Origin of the sequence: Pseudomonas sp. C9-3, assembly GCF_032392015.1 — a bacterium.
In the GTDB taxonomy this organism is placed as follows: Bacteria; Pseudomonadota; Gammaproteobacteria; order Pseudomonadales; family Pseudomonadaceae; genus Pseudomonas; species Pseudomonas nitroreducens.
On sequence record NZ_CP135919.1, the window covers coordinates 6,107,202 to 6,120,714 of the forward strand.

11 protein-coding genes are annotated in these 13,513 nt (G+C 65.0%); 8 read left to right on the forward strand and 3 right to left on the reverse strand.

What is annotated here, in order from left to right; genetic code table 11:
- Positions 1-332 precede the first annotated feature (332 nt).
- Both RS899_RS27980 and RS899_RS27985 read right to left on the reverse strand, forming a co-directional pair.
- Positions 333-1,283 (reverse strand): homoserine kinase, encoded by a 951-nt coding sequence (locus RS899_RS27980; protein ID WP_315808571.1) that lies wholly within the window; start codon positions 1,281-1,283, stop codon positions 333-335.
- Between the two features lie 34 nt (positions 1,284-1,317).
- Positions 1,318-1,605, reverse strand: coding sequence for a DUF2782 domain-containing protein (locus RS899_RS27985; protein ID WP_024766803.1), 288 nt, complete (start codon positions 1,603-1,605; stop codon positions 1,318-1,320).
- 74 nt (positions 1,606-1,679) lie between these two features.
- Here RS899_RS27985 and polA point away from each other — a divergent pair, with 74 nt between their 5' ends.
- Positions 1,680-4,430 carry a DNA polymerase I gene (gene polA / locus RS899_RS27990; RefSeq protein ID WP_315808572.1) on the forward strand — a complete coding sequence of 917 codons (2,751 nt, stop codon included), beginning with the start codon at positions 1,680-1,682 and terminating at the stop codon, positions 4,428-4,430.
- Positions 4,431-4,708: 278 nt separating this feature from the next.
- Here polA and yihA read toward each other — a convergent pair whose 3' ends face one another.
- Positions 4,709-5,371: a ribosome biogenesis GTP-binding protein YihA/YsxC gene (gene yihA, locus RS899_RS27995; protein WP_045213409.1), complete on the reverse strand. Its 663-nt coding sequence runs from the start codon at positions 5,369-5,371 to the stop codon at positions 4,709-4,711.
- A 180-nt stretch (positions 5,372-5,551) separates the two neighbouring features.
- Here yihA and RS899_RS28000 point away from each other — a divergent pair, with 180 nt between their 5' ends.
- From RS899_RS28000 to glmS, 7 genes are all read left to right on the forward strand, one after another.
- On the forward strand, positions 5,552-5,842 hold the full coding sequence (locus tag RS899_RS28000) for a c-type cytochrome (RefSeq protein ID WP_024766806.1): 291 nt from the start codon (positions 5,552-5,554) through the stop codon (positions 5,840-5,842).
- Between the two features lie 47 nt (positions 5,843-5,889).
- On the forward strand, positions 5,890-6,495 hold the full coding sequence (locus tag RS899_RS28005) for a c-type cytochrome (RefSeq protein WP_024766807.1): 606 nt from the start codon (positions 5,890-5,892) through the stop codon (positions 6,493-6,495).
- Between the two features lie 179 nt (positions 6,496-6,674).
- The gene (locus RS899_RS28010; protein WP_054910269.1) at positions 6,675-7,316 is read left to right on the forward strand and encodes a thiol:disulfide interchange protein DsbA/DsbL; all 642 of its coding nucleotides are present in this window, start codon (positions 6,675-6,677) and stop codon (positions 7,314-7,316) included.
- A gap of 12 nt (positions 7,317-7,328) precedes the next feature.
- Positions 7,329-8,201, forward strand: coding sequence for an endonuclease/exonuclease/phosphatase family protein (locus RS899_RS28015; protein ID WP_065348224.1), 873 nt, complete (start codon positions 7,329-7,331; stop codon positions 8,199-8,201).
- The gene (locus RS899_RS28020) at positions 8,198-10,228 is read left to right on the forward strand and encodes a GGDEF domain-containing protein (RefSeq protein ID WP_315808573.1); all 2,031 of its coding nucleotides are present in this window, start codon (positions 8,198-8,200) and stop codon (positions 10,226-10,228) included. The genes RS899_RS28015 and RS899_RS28020 overlap by 4 nt, the downstream gene beginning before the upstream one ends.
- 180 nt (positions 10,229-10,408) lie before the next feature.
- Positions 10,409-11,179 (forward strand): DeoR/GlpR family DNA-binding transcription regulator, encoded by a 771-nt coding sequence (locus RS899_RS28025; RefSeq protein ID WP_024766810.1) that lies wholly within the window; start codon positions 10,409-10,411, stop codon positions 11,177-11,179.
- A gap of 12 nt (positions 11,180-11,191) precedes the next feature.
- Positions 11,192-13,027: a glutamine--fructose-6-phosphate transaminase (isomerizing) gene (gene glmS, locus RS899_RS28030; RefSeq protein WP_315808574.1), complete on the forward strand. Its 1,836-nt coding sequence runs from the start codon at positions 11,192-11,194 to the stop codon at positions 13,025-13,027.
- Positions 13,028-13,513: the final 486 nt, after the last annotated feature.

The following is a 13,513-nucleotide window of genomic DNA, read 5'->3' on the forward strand; positions in this document are numbered from 1 at the left end:
CGCGACGTATACGTCGCGCTGGCGAACGCCTGGCCATGGATGGCCAGGCTGGGGTTGAACTTGAGCAGAGGAGAAACGGCAAGGATGCCAGCTCCGAATTAGATCTTTACGACGCCCGCACTCGTCGCCCGGCGAACGACCGGCCATGGATGGCCGGGCCGGGGTTGACCTTGAGTAGAGGATCAACGGCAGGGATGTCCGCTCCGGTTCAGATCTTCACTCCCGCATTACACCGGCCTGCTCTTTTGTAGGAGCGAGCTTGCTCGCGAACCAGCTCCGCTGCGGGGCCTGTTCGCGAGCAAGCTCGCTCCTACGAAGAGCCGTCGGAGCGTTTACAGCGCAAACGGCAAATGAATACCTACTGTCTGCCGCTGCGCCAGTCGGCGCTCGAACTCCTGCGGATCGTGGATCAGCACATCCTGCCCCGCAAACGCCTCGGCCGCGATCAGCCGCGATAGCCAGAAGCGCACGCACGCCACCCGCAGCATCTCAGGCCACAGCTCGGCTTCCAGCGCGGTAAACGGCCGCTTGGTCGCATAAGCCGCCAGCAAGGCACGGGCACGCGGACCATCGAGGGAGCCGTCGTCGTTGGAGCACCAGTCGTTCACGGTGATTGCCAGGTCATAGAGCATCCAGCCGGAGCTGGCGTTATAGAAGTCGATCACCCCCGCCAGGTGCGGGCCATCGAACAGCACGTTGTCGCGGAACAGGTCGGCATGCAGGTTGGCGCGCGGCAGTGCCGGTTGTTCGGCAAGCAGGCGGGCAATCTCTTCGAGTGCATCGCCTAACAGCGTGGCCGCAGCACCGGAGAGGTGCGACTGCATCACCTCGCCCTCGTGCAGCATCCAGCTCAGGCCACGATCGCTGGGGCGCTCGATGATCCGCTCGCGGGTCGCCAGGTGCAGGCGCGCCAGCAGGTCGCCGACTTCCTGGCAGTGATGGTTGTTCGGCGAGCGCTCGTGGCGGCCGGCCAGGCGCGGTTGCAGCAGCGCCGGTTTGCCTTCGAGCTGGCGCAGGGCTTCGCCGTCCTTCGTGCGCAGTGCATAGGGCACCGGCAGGTCGGCTTCGTGCAGCACGTCGAGCAGTTCGATGAAGAACGGCATCTCCTGCACCGGGCCGCGCTCCACCAGGGTCAGGACGAATTCGCCCTGTTCCAGGCTGACGAAGAAGTTGCTGTTCTCCGATCCTTCCGCGATTCCACGAAAGTCGCGCAGGCGGCCGAGGCCGTAAGGGGCGAGGAAGTCTTCGAGAACCGGACGTTCCAGAGGCGTGAATACCGACATGCTCAATCCTCTGGAGCGTCGTGGTGGGAAGGGTTTACCAGCTGAAGATCTGCCACTGCGGAATCAGCTTGTCGGGCTGGTCCGAGCGGATGAAGTTGCCGTCGCTGCCGTCCTGGCGCACCAGGAAGTACGGCTTGCCGTGCTTGGGCACGACCTTGATGGCGTAGAGGAAGCCGTTCACACGGTATTCCTGGATGGTCTTGTCCCCCTCCTGGCGGATGGTCACATCCGGTTCCGGCGTCGGGGCGTCGTCCGCCGCCATGACGGAAGTCGCGCCAAGACCCAGTAGAGCGGCGAGCAACAGGCGGTTCAACGTACGCATGATAACCTTGTCCCTTTGTCGAATTGGCTACGGACATTTTAGCCCGAGCCCTTCTGAAAAGGTTGATTCCCCTCATGAGCCAAGCACCCCTCGTCCTCGTGGACGGCTCGTCCTACCTGTATCGCGCCTTCCATGCCCTGCCGCCGCTGATGACCTCCACCGGCATGCCCACGGGAGCGGTGAAGGGCGTGCTGAACATGCTCAAGAGCCTGCGCAAGCAGTACCCGGACAGCCCCTTTGCGGTGGTCTTCGATGCCAAGGGCGGGACCTTCCGCGACGAGATGTTCGCCGAGTACAAGGCCAACCGCCCGTCGATGCCGGACGACCTGCGCGTGCAGGTGGAGCCGCTGCATGCCACCGTGCGCGCCCTCGGCCTGCCACTGCTCTGCGTGGAGGGTGTGGAAGCGGATGACGTGATCGGCACCCTGGCCCGACAGAGCGCGGCCGGAGGCCGGGCGGTGGTGATCTCCACCGGTGACAAGGACATGGCACAGCTGGTCGACGGGCACATTACGCTGGTCAACACAATGACCGGTAGCACGCTCGACGTGGATGGCGTGAAGGAGAAATTCGGTGTCGGTCCTGAGCTGATCATCGATTACCTGGCGCTGATGGGCGACAAGGTCGACAACATTCCGGGCGTGCCCGGCGTCGGCGAAAAGACCGCCCTCGGCCTGCTCACCGGCGTGGGTGGTGGCCTGGATGTGCTCTACGCCAGCCTGAACAAGGTGCCCGAGCTGCCGATCCGCGGCGCCAAGGGCCTGCCGGCCAAGCTCGAAGAGCACAAGGACATGGCCTACCTGTCCTACAAGCTCGCGACCATCAAGTGCGATGTCGAACTGAACATCGAGATCGATGCTCTGCACCCCGGCGAGCCGGACCGCGAGGCGCTGACCGAGCTGTACCGTACCCTGGAATTCAAGACCGGGCTGGATGACCTGCAGCGCCAGGCGGCCAAGGCCGGAACTCCCCAGCTGGCGCTGGAAGAGGCCCCGGCTGCAGAGGCGGAGAAGCGTTACGAGATCGTCCTGGAGCAGAGCCAGTTCGATGCCTGGCTGAAGAAGCTGGAAGCCGCCGACCTGATCGCTTTCGACACCGAGACCACCAGCCTCGACCCGCAGCAGGCGCAGGTGGTGGGTGTGTCCTTCGCGGTCACGGAGGGTGAAGCCGCCTACGTACCGCTGGCGCACAGCTACATGGGCGTGCCGGCGCAACTGGACCGCGACGCTGTGCTCAAGGCCCTCAAGCCGCTGCTGGAGGACCCGAGGAAGCGCAAGGTCGGCCAGCACGCCAAGTACGACATGAACGTCCTGGCCAACGCCTCGACGCCCATCGCCGTGCAGGGCATCGCCTACGACACCATGCTCGAATCCTACGTGCTGGACTCCACCGCGACCCGCCACGACATGGACAGCCTGGCGCTGAAGTACCTCGGCCACAGCACCATCCGTTTCGAGGACATCGCCGGCAAGGGCGCCAAGCAGCTGACCTTCGACCAGATCGCCCTGGAACAGGCCGGCCCCTACGCCGCGGAAGACGCCGACGTCACCCTGCGCCTGCACCAGACCCTGTGGCAGAAGCTGGAGGCCATCCCCTCGCTGGCCAAGGTCCTGACCGAGATCGAGATGCCGCTGGTGCCGGTGCTGGCGCGTATCGAGCGCAACGGTGCGCTGGTCGATGCCAACCTGCTGGGCAAGCAGAGCGTCGAGCTGGGCGAGAAGATGGTCGAGCTGCAGCGCCAGTCCTTCGACCTGGCAGGCGAAGAGTTCAACCTCGGCTCGCCCAAGCAGCTGGGCGCCATCCTTTATGAAAAACTGGGCCTGCCGGTGCTGTCGAAGACCGCCACCGGCCAGCCGTCCACCGCCGAGAACGTCCTCGCGGAATTGGCCGAGCAGGATTACGAGCTGCCCAAGGTGATCATGCAGTACCGCTCCCTGAGCAAGCTCAAGAGCACCTACACCGACAAGCTGCCGGACCAGATCAACCCGCGCACCGGGCGAATCCATACCAGCTACCACCAGGCGGTGGCGGCCACCGGCCGGCTGTCCTCCAGCGACCCGAACCTGCAGAACATCCCGATCCGTACCGCGGAAGGCCGGCGCATCCGCCAGGCTTTCGTCGCGCCCAAGGGCTACAAGCTGCTGGCGGCGGACTATTCGCAGATCGAACTGCGCATCATGGCCCACCTGGCCAAGGACGAGGGCCTGCTGGACGCCTTCCGCCACGACCGCGACGTGCACCGCGCCACCGCCGCCGAAGTCTTCGGCGTGCCGCTGGATGACGTGACCTCCGATCAGCGGCGCAGCGCCAAGGCGATCAACTTCGGCCTGATCTACGGCATGAGCGCCTTCGGCCTGGCCAAGCAGATCGGCGTCGAGCGCAAGGAAGCCCAGGCCTACATCGACCGCTATTTCGCTCGCTATCCGGGCGTGCTGGCCTATATGGAGCGTACCCGCGCCCAGGCCGCCGAGCAGGGCTTCGTCGAAACCCTGTTCGGCCGTCGCCTGTACCTGCCGGAAATCGCCTCGAAGAACGGCGCCATGCGCAAGGCGGCCGAGCGCACTGCGATCAACGCGCCGATGCAGGGCACGGCGGCGGACATCATGAAGCGCGCCATGGTGGCTGTGGATAACTGGCTGCAGGAAAGCGCCATCGATGCCCGCGTCATCCTCCAGGTACACGACGAACTGGTGCTGGAAGTGCGCGAGGACCTGGTCGATCAGGTTCGTGATGGCATTCGGCCGCTTATGAGTGGTGCGGCGGAGCTGGACGTACCGCTGGTCGTCGAAGCGGGTGTGGGAGCGAACTGGGACGAGGCCCACTGATCGGCTGGACGAGCGGTCGGAAGGCCCGCCAGCCGGGCTTTCCGGCTCGATTTTCCGAGCGCTTTCGGGGCTGTCAGAAAAAATCTTTTGTGACCTGCTGAACTTTCCCACAAGGAGCCGAGTCAGAACTCGTGAATGGCTGGTGAAGCCCTTCGATGCTCCTTTGCAGTGTTTAGTGTTGGCAGATTACTGGACCCCGCCCTAGCGGTCCGGACTTAAACCCCGAACTTCCCCCTCCCCATACGAAGCTCGGGGTTTTTTTTGCCTGCGATTTGGCCTCAGGCCTCCTCGCCGGCCTCCTCTTCTTCCTCATCCAGCAGCCCCAGCCAGCCGGCCAGGACCAGTTGCGCTTCTTCCACGCCCTGGCGCTTGGGCGCCGAGAACAGCTGCAGGGTGGCGACATCGCCCCAGCCGTCGAGGATTTCCTTGCGGGTCTTGAGCAGTGCGTTCTTCGCCGCGCCGTAGGCCAGCTTGTCGGCTTTGGTCAGCAAGACGTGGATCGGCAACTGGCTGGCCTGGGCCCAGTCGAGCATCAGGCGGTCGAAATCGGTCAGCGGATGACGGATATCCATCATCAGCACCACACCGGCTAGCGCATTGCGGCTGGAGAGATAAGCTTCCAGGTGTTGCTGCCAGTGCAGCTTCAGCGGAATCGGCACCTTGGCGTAGCCATAGCCGGGCAGGTCGACCAGTCGGCGCTCGTCATCCAGGCGGAAGAAGTTCAGCAACTGGGTGCGGCCGGGGGTCTTGGAAGTGCGCGCCAGGTTCGCGTGGGTCAGCGCATTCAACGCGCTGGACTTGCCCGCGTTGGAGCGGCCGGCGAAGGCGACTTCCAGGCCGGAGTCTTCCGGGCACTGGTTCACCTTGGCGGCGGAAATGAGGAAAGTGGCCTGTTGGCAGAGGCCGAGAATCGGGTTTTTCGTAGCGTTATTCGAGGACATGGGTAACTTCGCGGCGGGTGCGACGCGGTGTCGCGGGGGGCGGTTTCGTTTCCGTTTGGGCATCTGAAGTATATAATGCCGCGGATTTTGTGTGCGCTTTATCCCCCAGGGTCGAGCCACACGGGAACGTTGGAGTCCGCGCAATCAAGAACGCGGATGTTCCCTGCGATGAGGATAATCATGAAGAAACTGCTGTTCGCAGCCATCGTTGCCGCGCTGGCGTCCAGCGCCCTGGCGGCCCAGGATCCGGAAGCCGTTTTCAACAGAGCCTGTGGCGCCTGCCACAATGGTCAGTTGCCAATGGCGCCGAAGAAGGGCGACGCCACCGCTTGGAAGCCGCGCCTGGACAAGGGCATGGACACGCTGGTGCAACATGTGACCAACGGTTTCAACGCGATGCCGCCTCGCGGCCTGTGCACCGACTGCAGCGCCGAGGATTACCAGACAATTATCCAGTGGATGTCGAAGTAACTTCTCAGGCCTTACTCTTTCACCCTTAGCCGTTATTGGATTAGCTGATGAACAAATTGATCGTGAGTCTGCTGTTGACCCTGGGTCTTGTCGGTGTGGCGCACGCCGCTGGCGATGCCAAGGCCGGTCAGGCGAAAGCTGCTGTCTGTGGTGCCTGCCACGGTGCCGATGGCAACAGCATGGCGCCCAACTTCCCGAAACTGGCCGGGCAGGGTGAGCGTTACCTGCTCAAGCAGATGCACGACATCAAGGACGGCAAGCGCACCGTGCTGGAAATGACCGGCCTGCTGACCAACCTCAGCGACGAGGACCTGGCCGACATCGCCGCCTACTTCTCCAGCCAGAACGGCAGCGTTGGCGCCGCCGATCCCAAGCTCGTCGCCCAGGGTGAAGCCCTGTTCCGCGGCGGCAAGCTCGCCGAAGGCATGCCGGCCTGCACCGGTTGCCACAACCCGGCTGGCCAGGGCAACGCCGAAGCCGGCTTCCCGCACCTGGGTGGCCAGCACGCGGCCTACACCGCCAAGCAGCTGACCGCCTTCCGCGAAGGCGAGCGCACCAACGACGGCGACGCCATGATCATGCGCAGCATCGCCGCCAAGCTGTCCAACAAGGACATCGCTGCGATCTCCAGCTACATCGAAGGCCTGCACTAAGCAGCCGCCCGGCACCAACGCCGGATCGAAAAACTGCTTCGAAAAAAAGGGTGGCCTCGGCCACCCTTTTTTGCATCCGCCCCCACTACAATGCTGGAACCGTGTCTGGCCCCTCTGGTCAAACCGCTTCATCCCGCCGCGCTGCAGCGTGGCGGTTCCGCTCAGCCAAGGAGTGAACCATGCGTAACCTGATTTTCACCGCCGCTCTTGCCTTCGCCGGCCTGTTCGCCGTCAACGCGAACGCCGCCGACTTCGAAGCGGGCAAGAACTACACCGAGCTGAACCAGGCCGTCCCGGTCTCCCAGCCCGGCAAGATCGAGGTGGTGGAGCTGTTCTGGTACGGCTGCCCGCACTGCTATGCGTTCGAACCTACCATCAACCCGTGGGTCGAGAAGCTGCCGGCCGACGTTCACTTCGTGCGTATCCCGGCCATGTTCGGCGGCCTGTGGAACATCCACGGCCAACTGTTCCTGACCCTGGAATCCATGGGTGTGGAGAAGAAGGTGCACCACGCCATCTTCGAGAAGCTGCACAACAACCCCAAGGCCCTGACCACTCCGGAAGAAATGGCTGACTTCGTCGCCGAGCAGGGCGTGGACAAGGACAAGTTCCTCAGCACCTACAACTCGTTCGCCATCAAGGGCCAGATCGAGAAAGCCAAGAAACTGGCAATGGCCTATCAGATCAGCGGCGTGCCGACCATGGTGGTCAATGGCAAATACCGCTTCGACATCGGCTCGGCCGGTGGCCCGGACGAGGCGCTGCAGCTGGCTGACCAGCTGATCGCCAAGGAACGCGCCAGCGCTAAGGCCGCCCAGTAAGGGCCGATGACGATGCTGCGCCGGCGGACTCGTGAGCGTGTCGCGGGAGCCTGCGTCCCTCGGGTGAATACGGCCCAGGGGACCTCCGCCGGCCTGCCCGACGACGGCCGGCTGCGCCTGCTCAGCTTCAACATCCAGGTCGGCATCAGTACCGAAAGGTACCGTCACTACCTGACTCGCGGCTGGCAGCACCTGCTGCCGGCCGCCGGCCGCGCTACCAACCTGCAGCGCATCGGCGAACTGCTCTCCGACTACGACGTAGTCGCCCTGCAGGAAGCCGACGGCGGCAGCATCCGTTCCGGCAACATCAACCAGGTCGAGCACCTCGCACAGCTCGGTGCCTTCCCCTACTGGTACCAGCAGCTCAACCGCAATCTCGGGCGCATCGCCCAGCACAGCAACGGCCTGCTCAGCCGCCTGCAGCCCACTGCGCTGGAAGACCACCCGCTGCCCGGCCCGCCTGGCCGCGGCGCGATCCTCATGCGTTTCGGCGAAGGCAAGGACGCGCTGGCCGTGGTGATGATGCACCTGGCCCTCGGCGCGCGGACCCGCACCCGCCAGCTCGCCTATATCCGCGAGCTGCTGCAGGACTACCGCCATCACGTGCTGATGGGCGACATGAACACCCATGCCACCGACCTGCTGGAAAGCTCGCCATTGCGCGACCTCCAGCTCATCGCTCCGCAGGTCGAGGCCACCTTCCCCAGCTGGCGCCCGCAGCGCTGCCTGGACCACATCCTGCTCAGTTCCGAGCTGGCGCTGGAACGCGTCAGTGTCCTCCCGCACCCGATTTCCGACCACCTGCCCGTGGCTGTGGAAATCCGCCTGCCGGATGCCCTGCGTTCGTCCTCGTCGCTCGCCTTGCGCGGCGAGGACCCTGAATGAGTCGCGACGACGACCAGCGCTGGAAACAGAAATACCTGGATAACCTCGAACAGCAGGAGAAGCTCGAGCGCCGCTGGGATGCTCGCCTCGACCTGCTGCGTCGCGGCCTGGTACGCAGCAGCCTGGCGGCCGAAGGCAGCGACAAGGCGGTGGACGCCTGCATGAAGGAGCTGCGCGAAGTGCTACGCCGCGACGACATGGACGCCGGCCTGTCGCGCCTGATCCCGCAGCTGGAAAAGGCCGTGCTCGACTCCGAGCAGCGCCGCCAGCAGCGCATCGAACAGAATGTCGCCGCGCTCAGCCAGCTGTCGCAGCAACTGCTGTCCCTGGACATGCCGGGCGACGTGCGCAAGCCGCTCAAGCGCTTGTCCAAGGACATTCCCAGCCGTGGCAGTTCCTCCCGCGAGCTTCCCGCGCTGCTGGGCGAACTGAGTCGTCTGCAGCGCCAGGTGCTGGATCATTTCGGCAACGGTGGCGGGGAGCAGCGCCCCGGTTTCCTGCAGCGGCTGTTCGGCAGCCGTGACGGCGATGAGGTAGATGAGCCGAATTCGGCACCCAGCACACCGGCCGCCCCGGCAGACAGAACGCCGGTGACGGAAGCGGCGGTGGATCTTCCACCGCCCAGCGAAATTCAATCTGCACCTGCACCTGCACCTGCACCTGCACCTGCACCTGCACCTGCACCTGCACCTTCTGCCGAGGCAGCCGGCGCTGAAACGGTGATCGAGCACGTTGTGGCGCCAGTCGAGATAGCCACACGGGCGGTAGCGCCGGAGCCTGCCGCCGCGCCTTCGCCGGTCGTGCGATCGGAGCTTGCCGCCGCTGCGCAGGTCATCGACAGGCTGATTGCAGCAGAGTCAGTCAGCCGTGATGATTCCAGCCTGCTCGACAGCCTGCCGGTACCACCGGGGTTGTTCGGCACGCCCGAAGACGCGCGCCAGGCCAATGACCCCTACGCCTTGCCGCCTCGTCCGGAGCCCGGCTACAGCGCGGTGGCGCCGCATATCGAGGCGAGCCTGCTACGCCTGCTGGACGAGATGCACCTGCCGGCCGCCCAGCAGGTCCAGGCCGAGGCGCTGCGTTCGCGGATCCACGGCAGCCTCAACTGGTACGAACTGGTGCCGGTGCTGGATGACCTGGGCGTCCTCGTACTCTCGCTCAACGACAGCGGCCAGCACGAGTTCGAAGGCTACCTGCACCAGCTCAACGAACGCCTGGGGGCTTTCCTCGACGGCCTGCAGGCCGTCCAGGAGAACCACAGCGGCTCCAGCTCCAGCGCCCGCGACCTCGACGACAGCCTGCGCGAGCAGGTCAGCGGGCTGCAGGAAAGCGTGCTGGAGGCCACTGACCTGGAGGGTCTCAAGCGCCATGTCGAGTCACGCCTGCAAGGCCTGGTTGGCACCATGGACCGCTTCCGCGAGGAGCGCGAGGTCCGTGAGCGCGAAGTAAGCGAGCGCATCCAGTCACTGGTGACTCGCGTCGCCAGCATGGAAGAGGAGGCCCGCACCTTCCAGGCGAACATCGAGGACCAGCGCCAGAAGGCCATGACCGACGCCCTGACCGGCCTGCCCAACCGCGCCGCGCTCACCGAGCGGTTGGACCTGGAAGTGGCGCGCTGGCAGCGCTACGGCGGCGACCTGCTGCTGGCGGTGCTGGACGTCGACCATTTCAAGCGGATCAACGACGACTTCGGCCACCTCGCCGGCGACAAGGTGCTGAAGATCATCGCCAACGAACTGGCCAAGCGCGTGCGCAAGACCGACTTCATCGCCCGCTTCGGCGGTGAGGAGTTCGTTGTGCTGCTGCCCGCCACGCCGCTGGAAGGCGGACAGCAACTGCTCGACGTGCTGCGCGGCGCCATCGAAGCCTGCCCGTTCCACTTCAAGGGGGAACGGTTGAGCATCACCTGCTCGGCGGGCCTCACGGCCTTCCGCGAAGGCGAGCGCGCCGAAACGGTATTCGAGCGAGCCGACCAAGCGCTGTACCGTGCCAAGCGCGGCGGGCGTAACCGTCTCGAAGTCGACTGAGCACACTGCGTTTCCTGCAGGAGCGAGCTTGCTCGCGAACCCCGGCACCGCCGGTGAGTATCGCGAACGGGGCTCGCTCCTACAGAAGATCGCTTCCGTTCGTGCCAGAAAATCTTGACGAACGAAACAACATAGGTTTTGATTCGCACACTTATCTTTCGAATCGAAACTTAATCGTTCATGTCGAAACGCAATACGCCCCAACGCCGCCACGACATCCTGGCGCTGCTCGCCGACCAGGGCGAGGTCAGCGTGGACGATCTCGCGCGCCGCTTCGCCACCTCCGAGGTGACCATCCGCAAGGACCTGGCCGCCCTGGAAGGCAACGGCCTGCTGCTGCGCCGCTACGGCGGCGCGGTGCCGATGCCCCATGAGCTGATCGCCGAGCCGAGCCAGCCGCTGTCGCGCTACAAGCAGGCTATCGGCCGGGCAGCGGCCGCCTGCATCCGCGAGCACGCGCGGATCATCATCGACAGCGGCAGCACGACGGCCGCGCTGATCCCGGAACTGGGCCGCAAGCCCGGCCTGGTGGTGATGACCAATTCCCTGAGCGTGGCCAATGCCCTGCGCGAGCTGGAGCGCGAACCGGTGCTGCTGATGACCGGCGGCACCTGGGACCCGCATTCCGAATCGTTCCAGGGCCAGGTGGCCGAACAGGTGCTGCGCTCCTACGATTTCGATCAGCTGTTCATCGGCGCTACCGGCCTGGACATCGAGCGCGGCACCACGACCTTCAACGAACTGCTGGGCCTGAGCCGGGTCATGGCCGAGGTCGCCCGCGAGGTGATCGTCATGGCCGAGGCCGACAAGCTGGGCCGGCGTATTCCCAACCTGGAGCTGCCCTGGAGCAGCGTCCAGACCCTGATTACCGACGAACGCCTGAGCGATGAAGCGTTCGAACTGATCCAGGCGCGCGGCGTGAAAGTGATCCGCGCGCGCTGCGAAGACTAAGGAGACCAAACCATGTGTGGAATCGTAGGCGCCATCGCCGAGCGCAATATCACCCCGATCCTCGTCGAAGGCCTCAAGCGCCTGGAATACCGTGGCTACGACAGCGCCGGTGTGGCGGTGATCCAGGCTGACGGTGCGCTGGACCGCCGCCGTCGCGCAGGCAAGGTTTCCAGCCTTGAGCAGGCCCTCGAAGAGCAGCCGCTGCTCGGTCGTTTGGGGATCGCCCACGTTCGCTGGGCCACCCACGGCGCGCCGACCGAGACCAACGCCCACCCGCACTTCTCCCGTGGTGAAGTGGCCGTGGTGCACAACGGCATCATCGAGAACTTTGAGCCCCTGCGCGAAATGCTCAAGGCGCGTGGCTACGAGTTCACCTCGCAGACCGACACCGAGGTCATTGCCCACCTGCTGCACCTGCGCCTGGGCGAGCTGGGCGACCTGACCGTCGCGCTCAAGGCCGTCGTCAAGGAATTGCACGGCGCCTACGGCCTGGCGGTGATCAGCAGCAAGCAGCCCGACCGTATCCTGGCCGCCCGCAGCGGCAGCCCGCTGGTGGTGGGCCTGGGCCATGGCGAGAACTTCCTCGCCTCCGACCAGTTGGCGCTGCGCCAGGTGACCGACCGCTTCATCTACCTCGAAGAGGGCGATATCGCCGAGATTCGTCGCGACGGCCTGCAGCTGTGGGACGTCAACGGCAACCCGGTGCAGCGCGAGGAAGTGCGCTACCACGAGGGCGCCGAGGCGGCCGACAAGGGCGGCTACCGCCACTTCATGCTCAAGGAAATCCACGAGCAGCCGGCTGTGGTGCAGCGCACCCTGGAAGGCCGCCTGGGCAGTGGGCAGGTGCTGGTGGACAACTTCGGCCCGCAGGCCCGCGAGCTGCTGGCCAAGGTGCGCACCGTGCAGATCGTTGCCTGTGGCACCAGCTACCATGCCGGCATGGTCGCCCGTTACTGGCTGGAAAGCCTGACCGGCATTCCCTGCCAGGTCGAAGTGGCCAGCGAGTTCCGCTACCGCAAGGTCGCGGTGCACCCGGATTCCCTGTTCGTCACTATCTCCCAGTCCGGCGAAACCGCCGACACCCTGGCCGCGCTGCGCTACGCCAAGGAGCTGGGCTTCCTGTCCAGCCTGGCGATCTGCAACGTCGCCACCAGCTCGCTGGTGCGCGAGTCGGACATGACCCTGCTGACCAACGCCGGGCCGGAAATCGGCGTGGCCTCCACCAAGGCCTTCACTACCCAACTGGTCGCCCTGTTGCTGCTGACCCTCGGTATCGGCCAGGTACAAAAGCGCCTGAACGACGGCGTCGAAGCCGAGCTGGTGAACGAGCTGCGCCGCCTGCCGACCCACCTGGAAGAAGCCCTGTCCATGGACAAGGTGGTGGAGAAGATCAGCGAGCTGTTCGCCGAGAAGCACCACACCCTGTTCCTCGGTCGTGGCGCCCAGTACCCGGTGGCGATGGAAGGCGCGCTGAAGCTCAAGGAGATCTCCTACATCCACGCAGAGGCCTACCCGGCCGGCGAGCTGAAGCACGGCCCCCTGGCCCTGGTGGACGCCGACATGCCGGTGGTGACCGTGGCGCCGAACAACGAGTTGCTGGAGAAGCTCAAGTCCAACCTGCAGGAAGTGCGCGCCCGCGGCGGCGAGCTGGTGGTCTTTGCCGAAGGCGGTAGTGGCATCAGCGACGGCGAGGGCACCCACGTGGTGGGCATGCCGGCAATCCACGACTGCCTGGCGCCGATTCTCTACACCGTGCCGCTGCAGCTGCTGTCCTACTACGTCGCCGTGCTCAAGGGCACCGACGTCGACCAGCCGCGCAACCTGGCCAAATCCGTGACGGTGGAATAAGCGCGCAGGCGCCAGGAGAAAGGTCCCTTCGGGGGCCTTTTTTCGTTTCAGGGTGCTGGAATTCGAGAGGGAAGTGCGAGGGGACGATCAACATTCCCCCGGTGCCTGCACGTCCGGGGGTGTGGACGGGGCACCGAGGCCAGGCGGCTTGAGCCGCTACACGAGGGGAATGGAAATCGACCTTGTCTTGTGGACAAGGTCGGGCTCCGGCCCTGCGAGGGGTACCTGACAAGTCTCCCGCAGGGTGGGGAGCGGGCCAACGATAGAAGCTGGCTACTGGCCGGTCAATCGGAAACGACAAACGCGCGTTCGTGAGTGTCCGATATTCGAACCAAAAGGCCCGGTCCAGGCCGCGGATTTCGTTAGCCGGCTATCGGAAGCGTCTATACTGTTTCTGATTGTGTCAGTGAAAAATGCCTGGCGGCAATTCGCTGGCAAGGACGGCGAGGGAGTTCCGTCCTCACGTCCGGGATGCAGTTAAACCGA

What these genes read in the sequence shown, in the direction of transcription:
- RS899_RS27980 (WP_315808571.1), bottom strand. Translation starts at nt 1,283, where the DNA reads ATGTCGGTATTCACGCCTCTGGAACGTCCGGTTCTCGAAGACTTCCTC.
- RS899_RS28000 (WP_024766806.1), top strand. Translation starts at nt 5,552, where the DNA reads ATGAAGAAACTGCTGTTCGCAGCCATCGTTGCCGCGCTGGCGTCCAGC.
- yihA (WP_045213409.1), bottom strand. Translation starts at nt 5,371, where the DNA reads ATGTCCTCGAATAACGCTACGAAAAACCCGATTCTCGGCCTCTGCCAA.
- glmS (WP_315808574.1), top strand. Translation starts at nt 11,192, where the DNA reads ATGTGTGGAATCGTAGGCGCCATCGCCGAGCGCAATATCACCCCGATC.
- RS899_RS28020 (WP_315808573.1), top strand. Translation starts at nt 8,198, where the DNA reads ATGAGTCGCGACGACGACCAGCGCTGGAAACAGAAATACCTGGATAAC.
- RS899_RS28005 (WP_024766807.1), top strand. Translation starts at nt 5,890, where the DNA reads ATGAACAAATTGATCGTGAGTCTGCTGTTGACCCTGGGTCTTGTCGGT.
- RS899_RS28015 (WP_065348224.1), top strand. Translation starts at nt 7,329, where the DNA reads ATGCTGCGCCGGCGGACTCGTGAGCGTGTCGCGGGAGCCTGCGTCCCT.
- RS899_RS28010 (WP_054910269.1), top strand. Translation starts at nt 6,675, where the DNA reads ATGCGTAACCTGATTTTCACCGCCGCTCTTGCCTTCGCCGGCCTGTTC.
- polA (WP_315808572.1), top strand. Translation starts at nt 1,680, where the DNA reads ATGAGCCAAGCACCCCTCGTCCTCGTGGACGGCTCGTCCTACCTGTAT.
- RS899_RS27985 (WP_024766803.1), bottom strand. Translation starts at nt 1,605, where the DNA reads ATGCGTACGTTGAACCGCCTGTTGCTCGCCGCTCTACTGGGTCTTGGC.
- RS899_RS28025 (WP_024766810.1), top strand. Translation starts at nt 10,409, where the DNA reads ATGTCGAAACGCAATACGCCCCAACGCCGCCACGACATCCTGGCGCTG.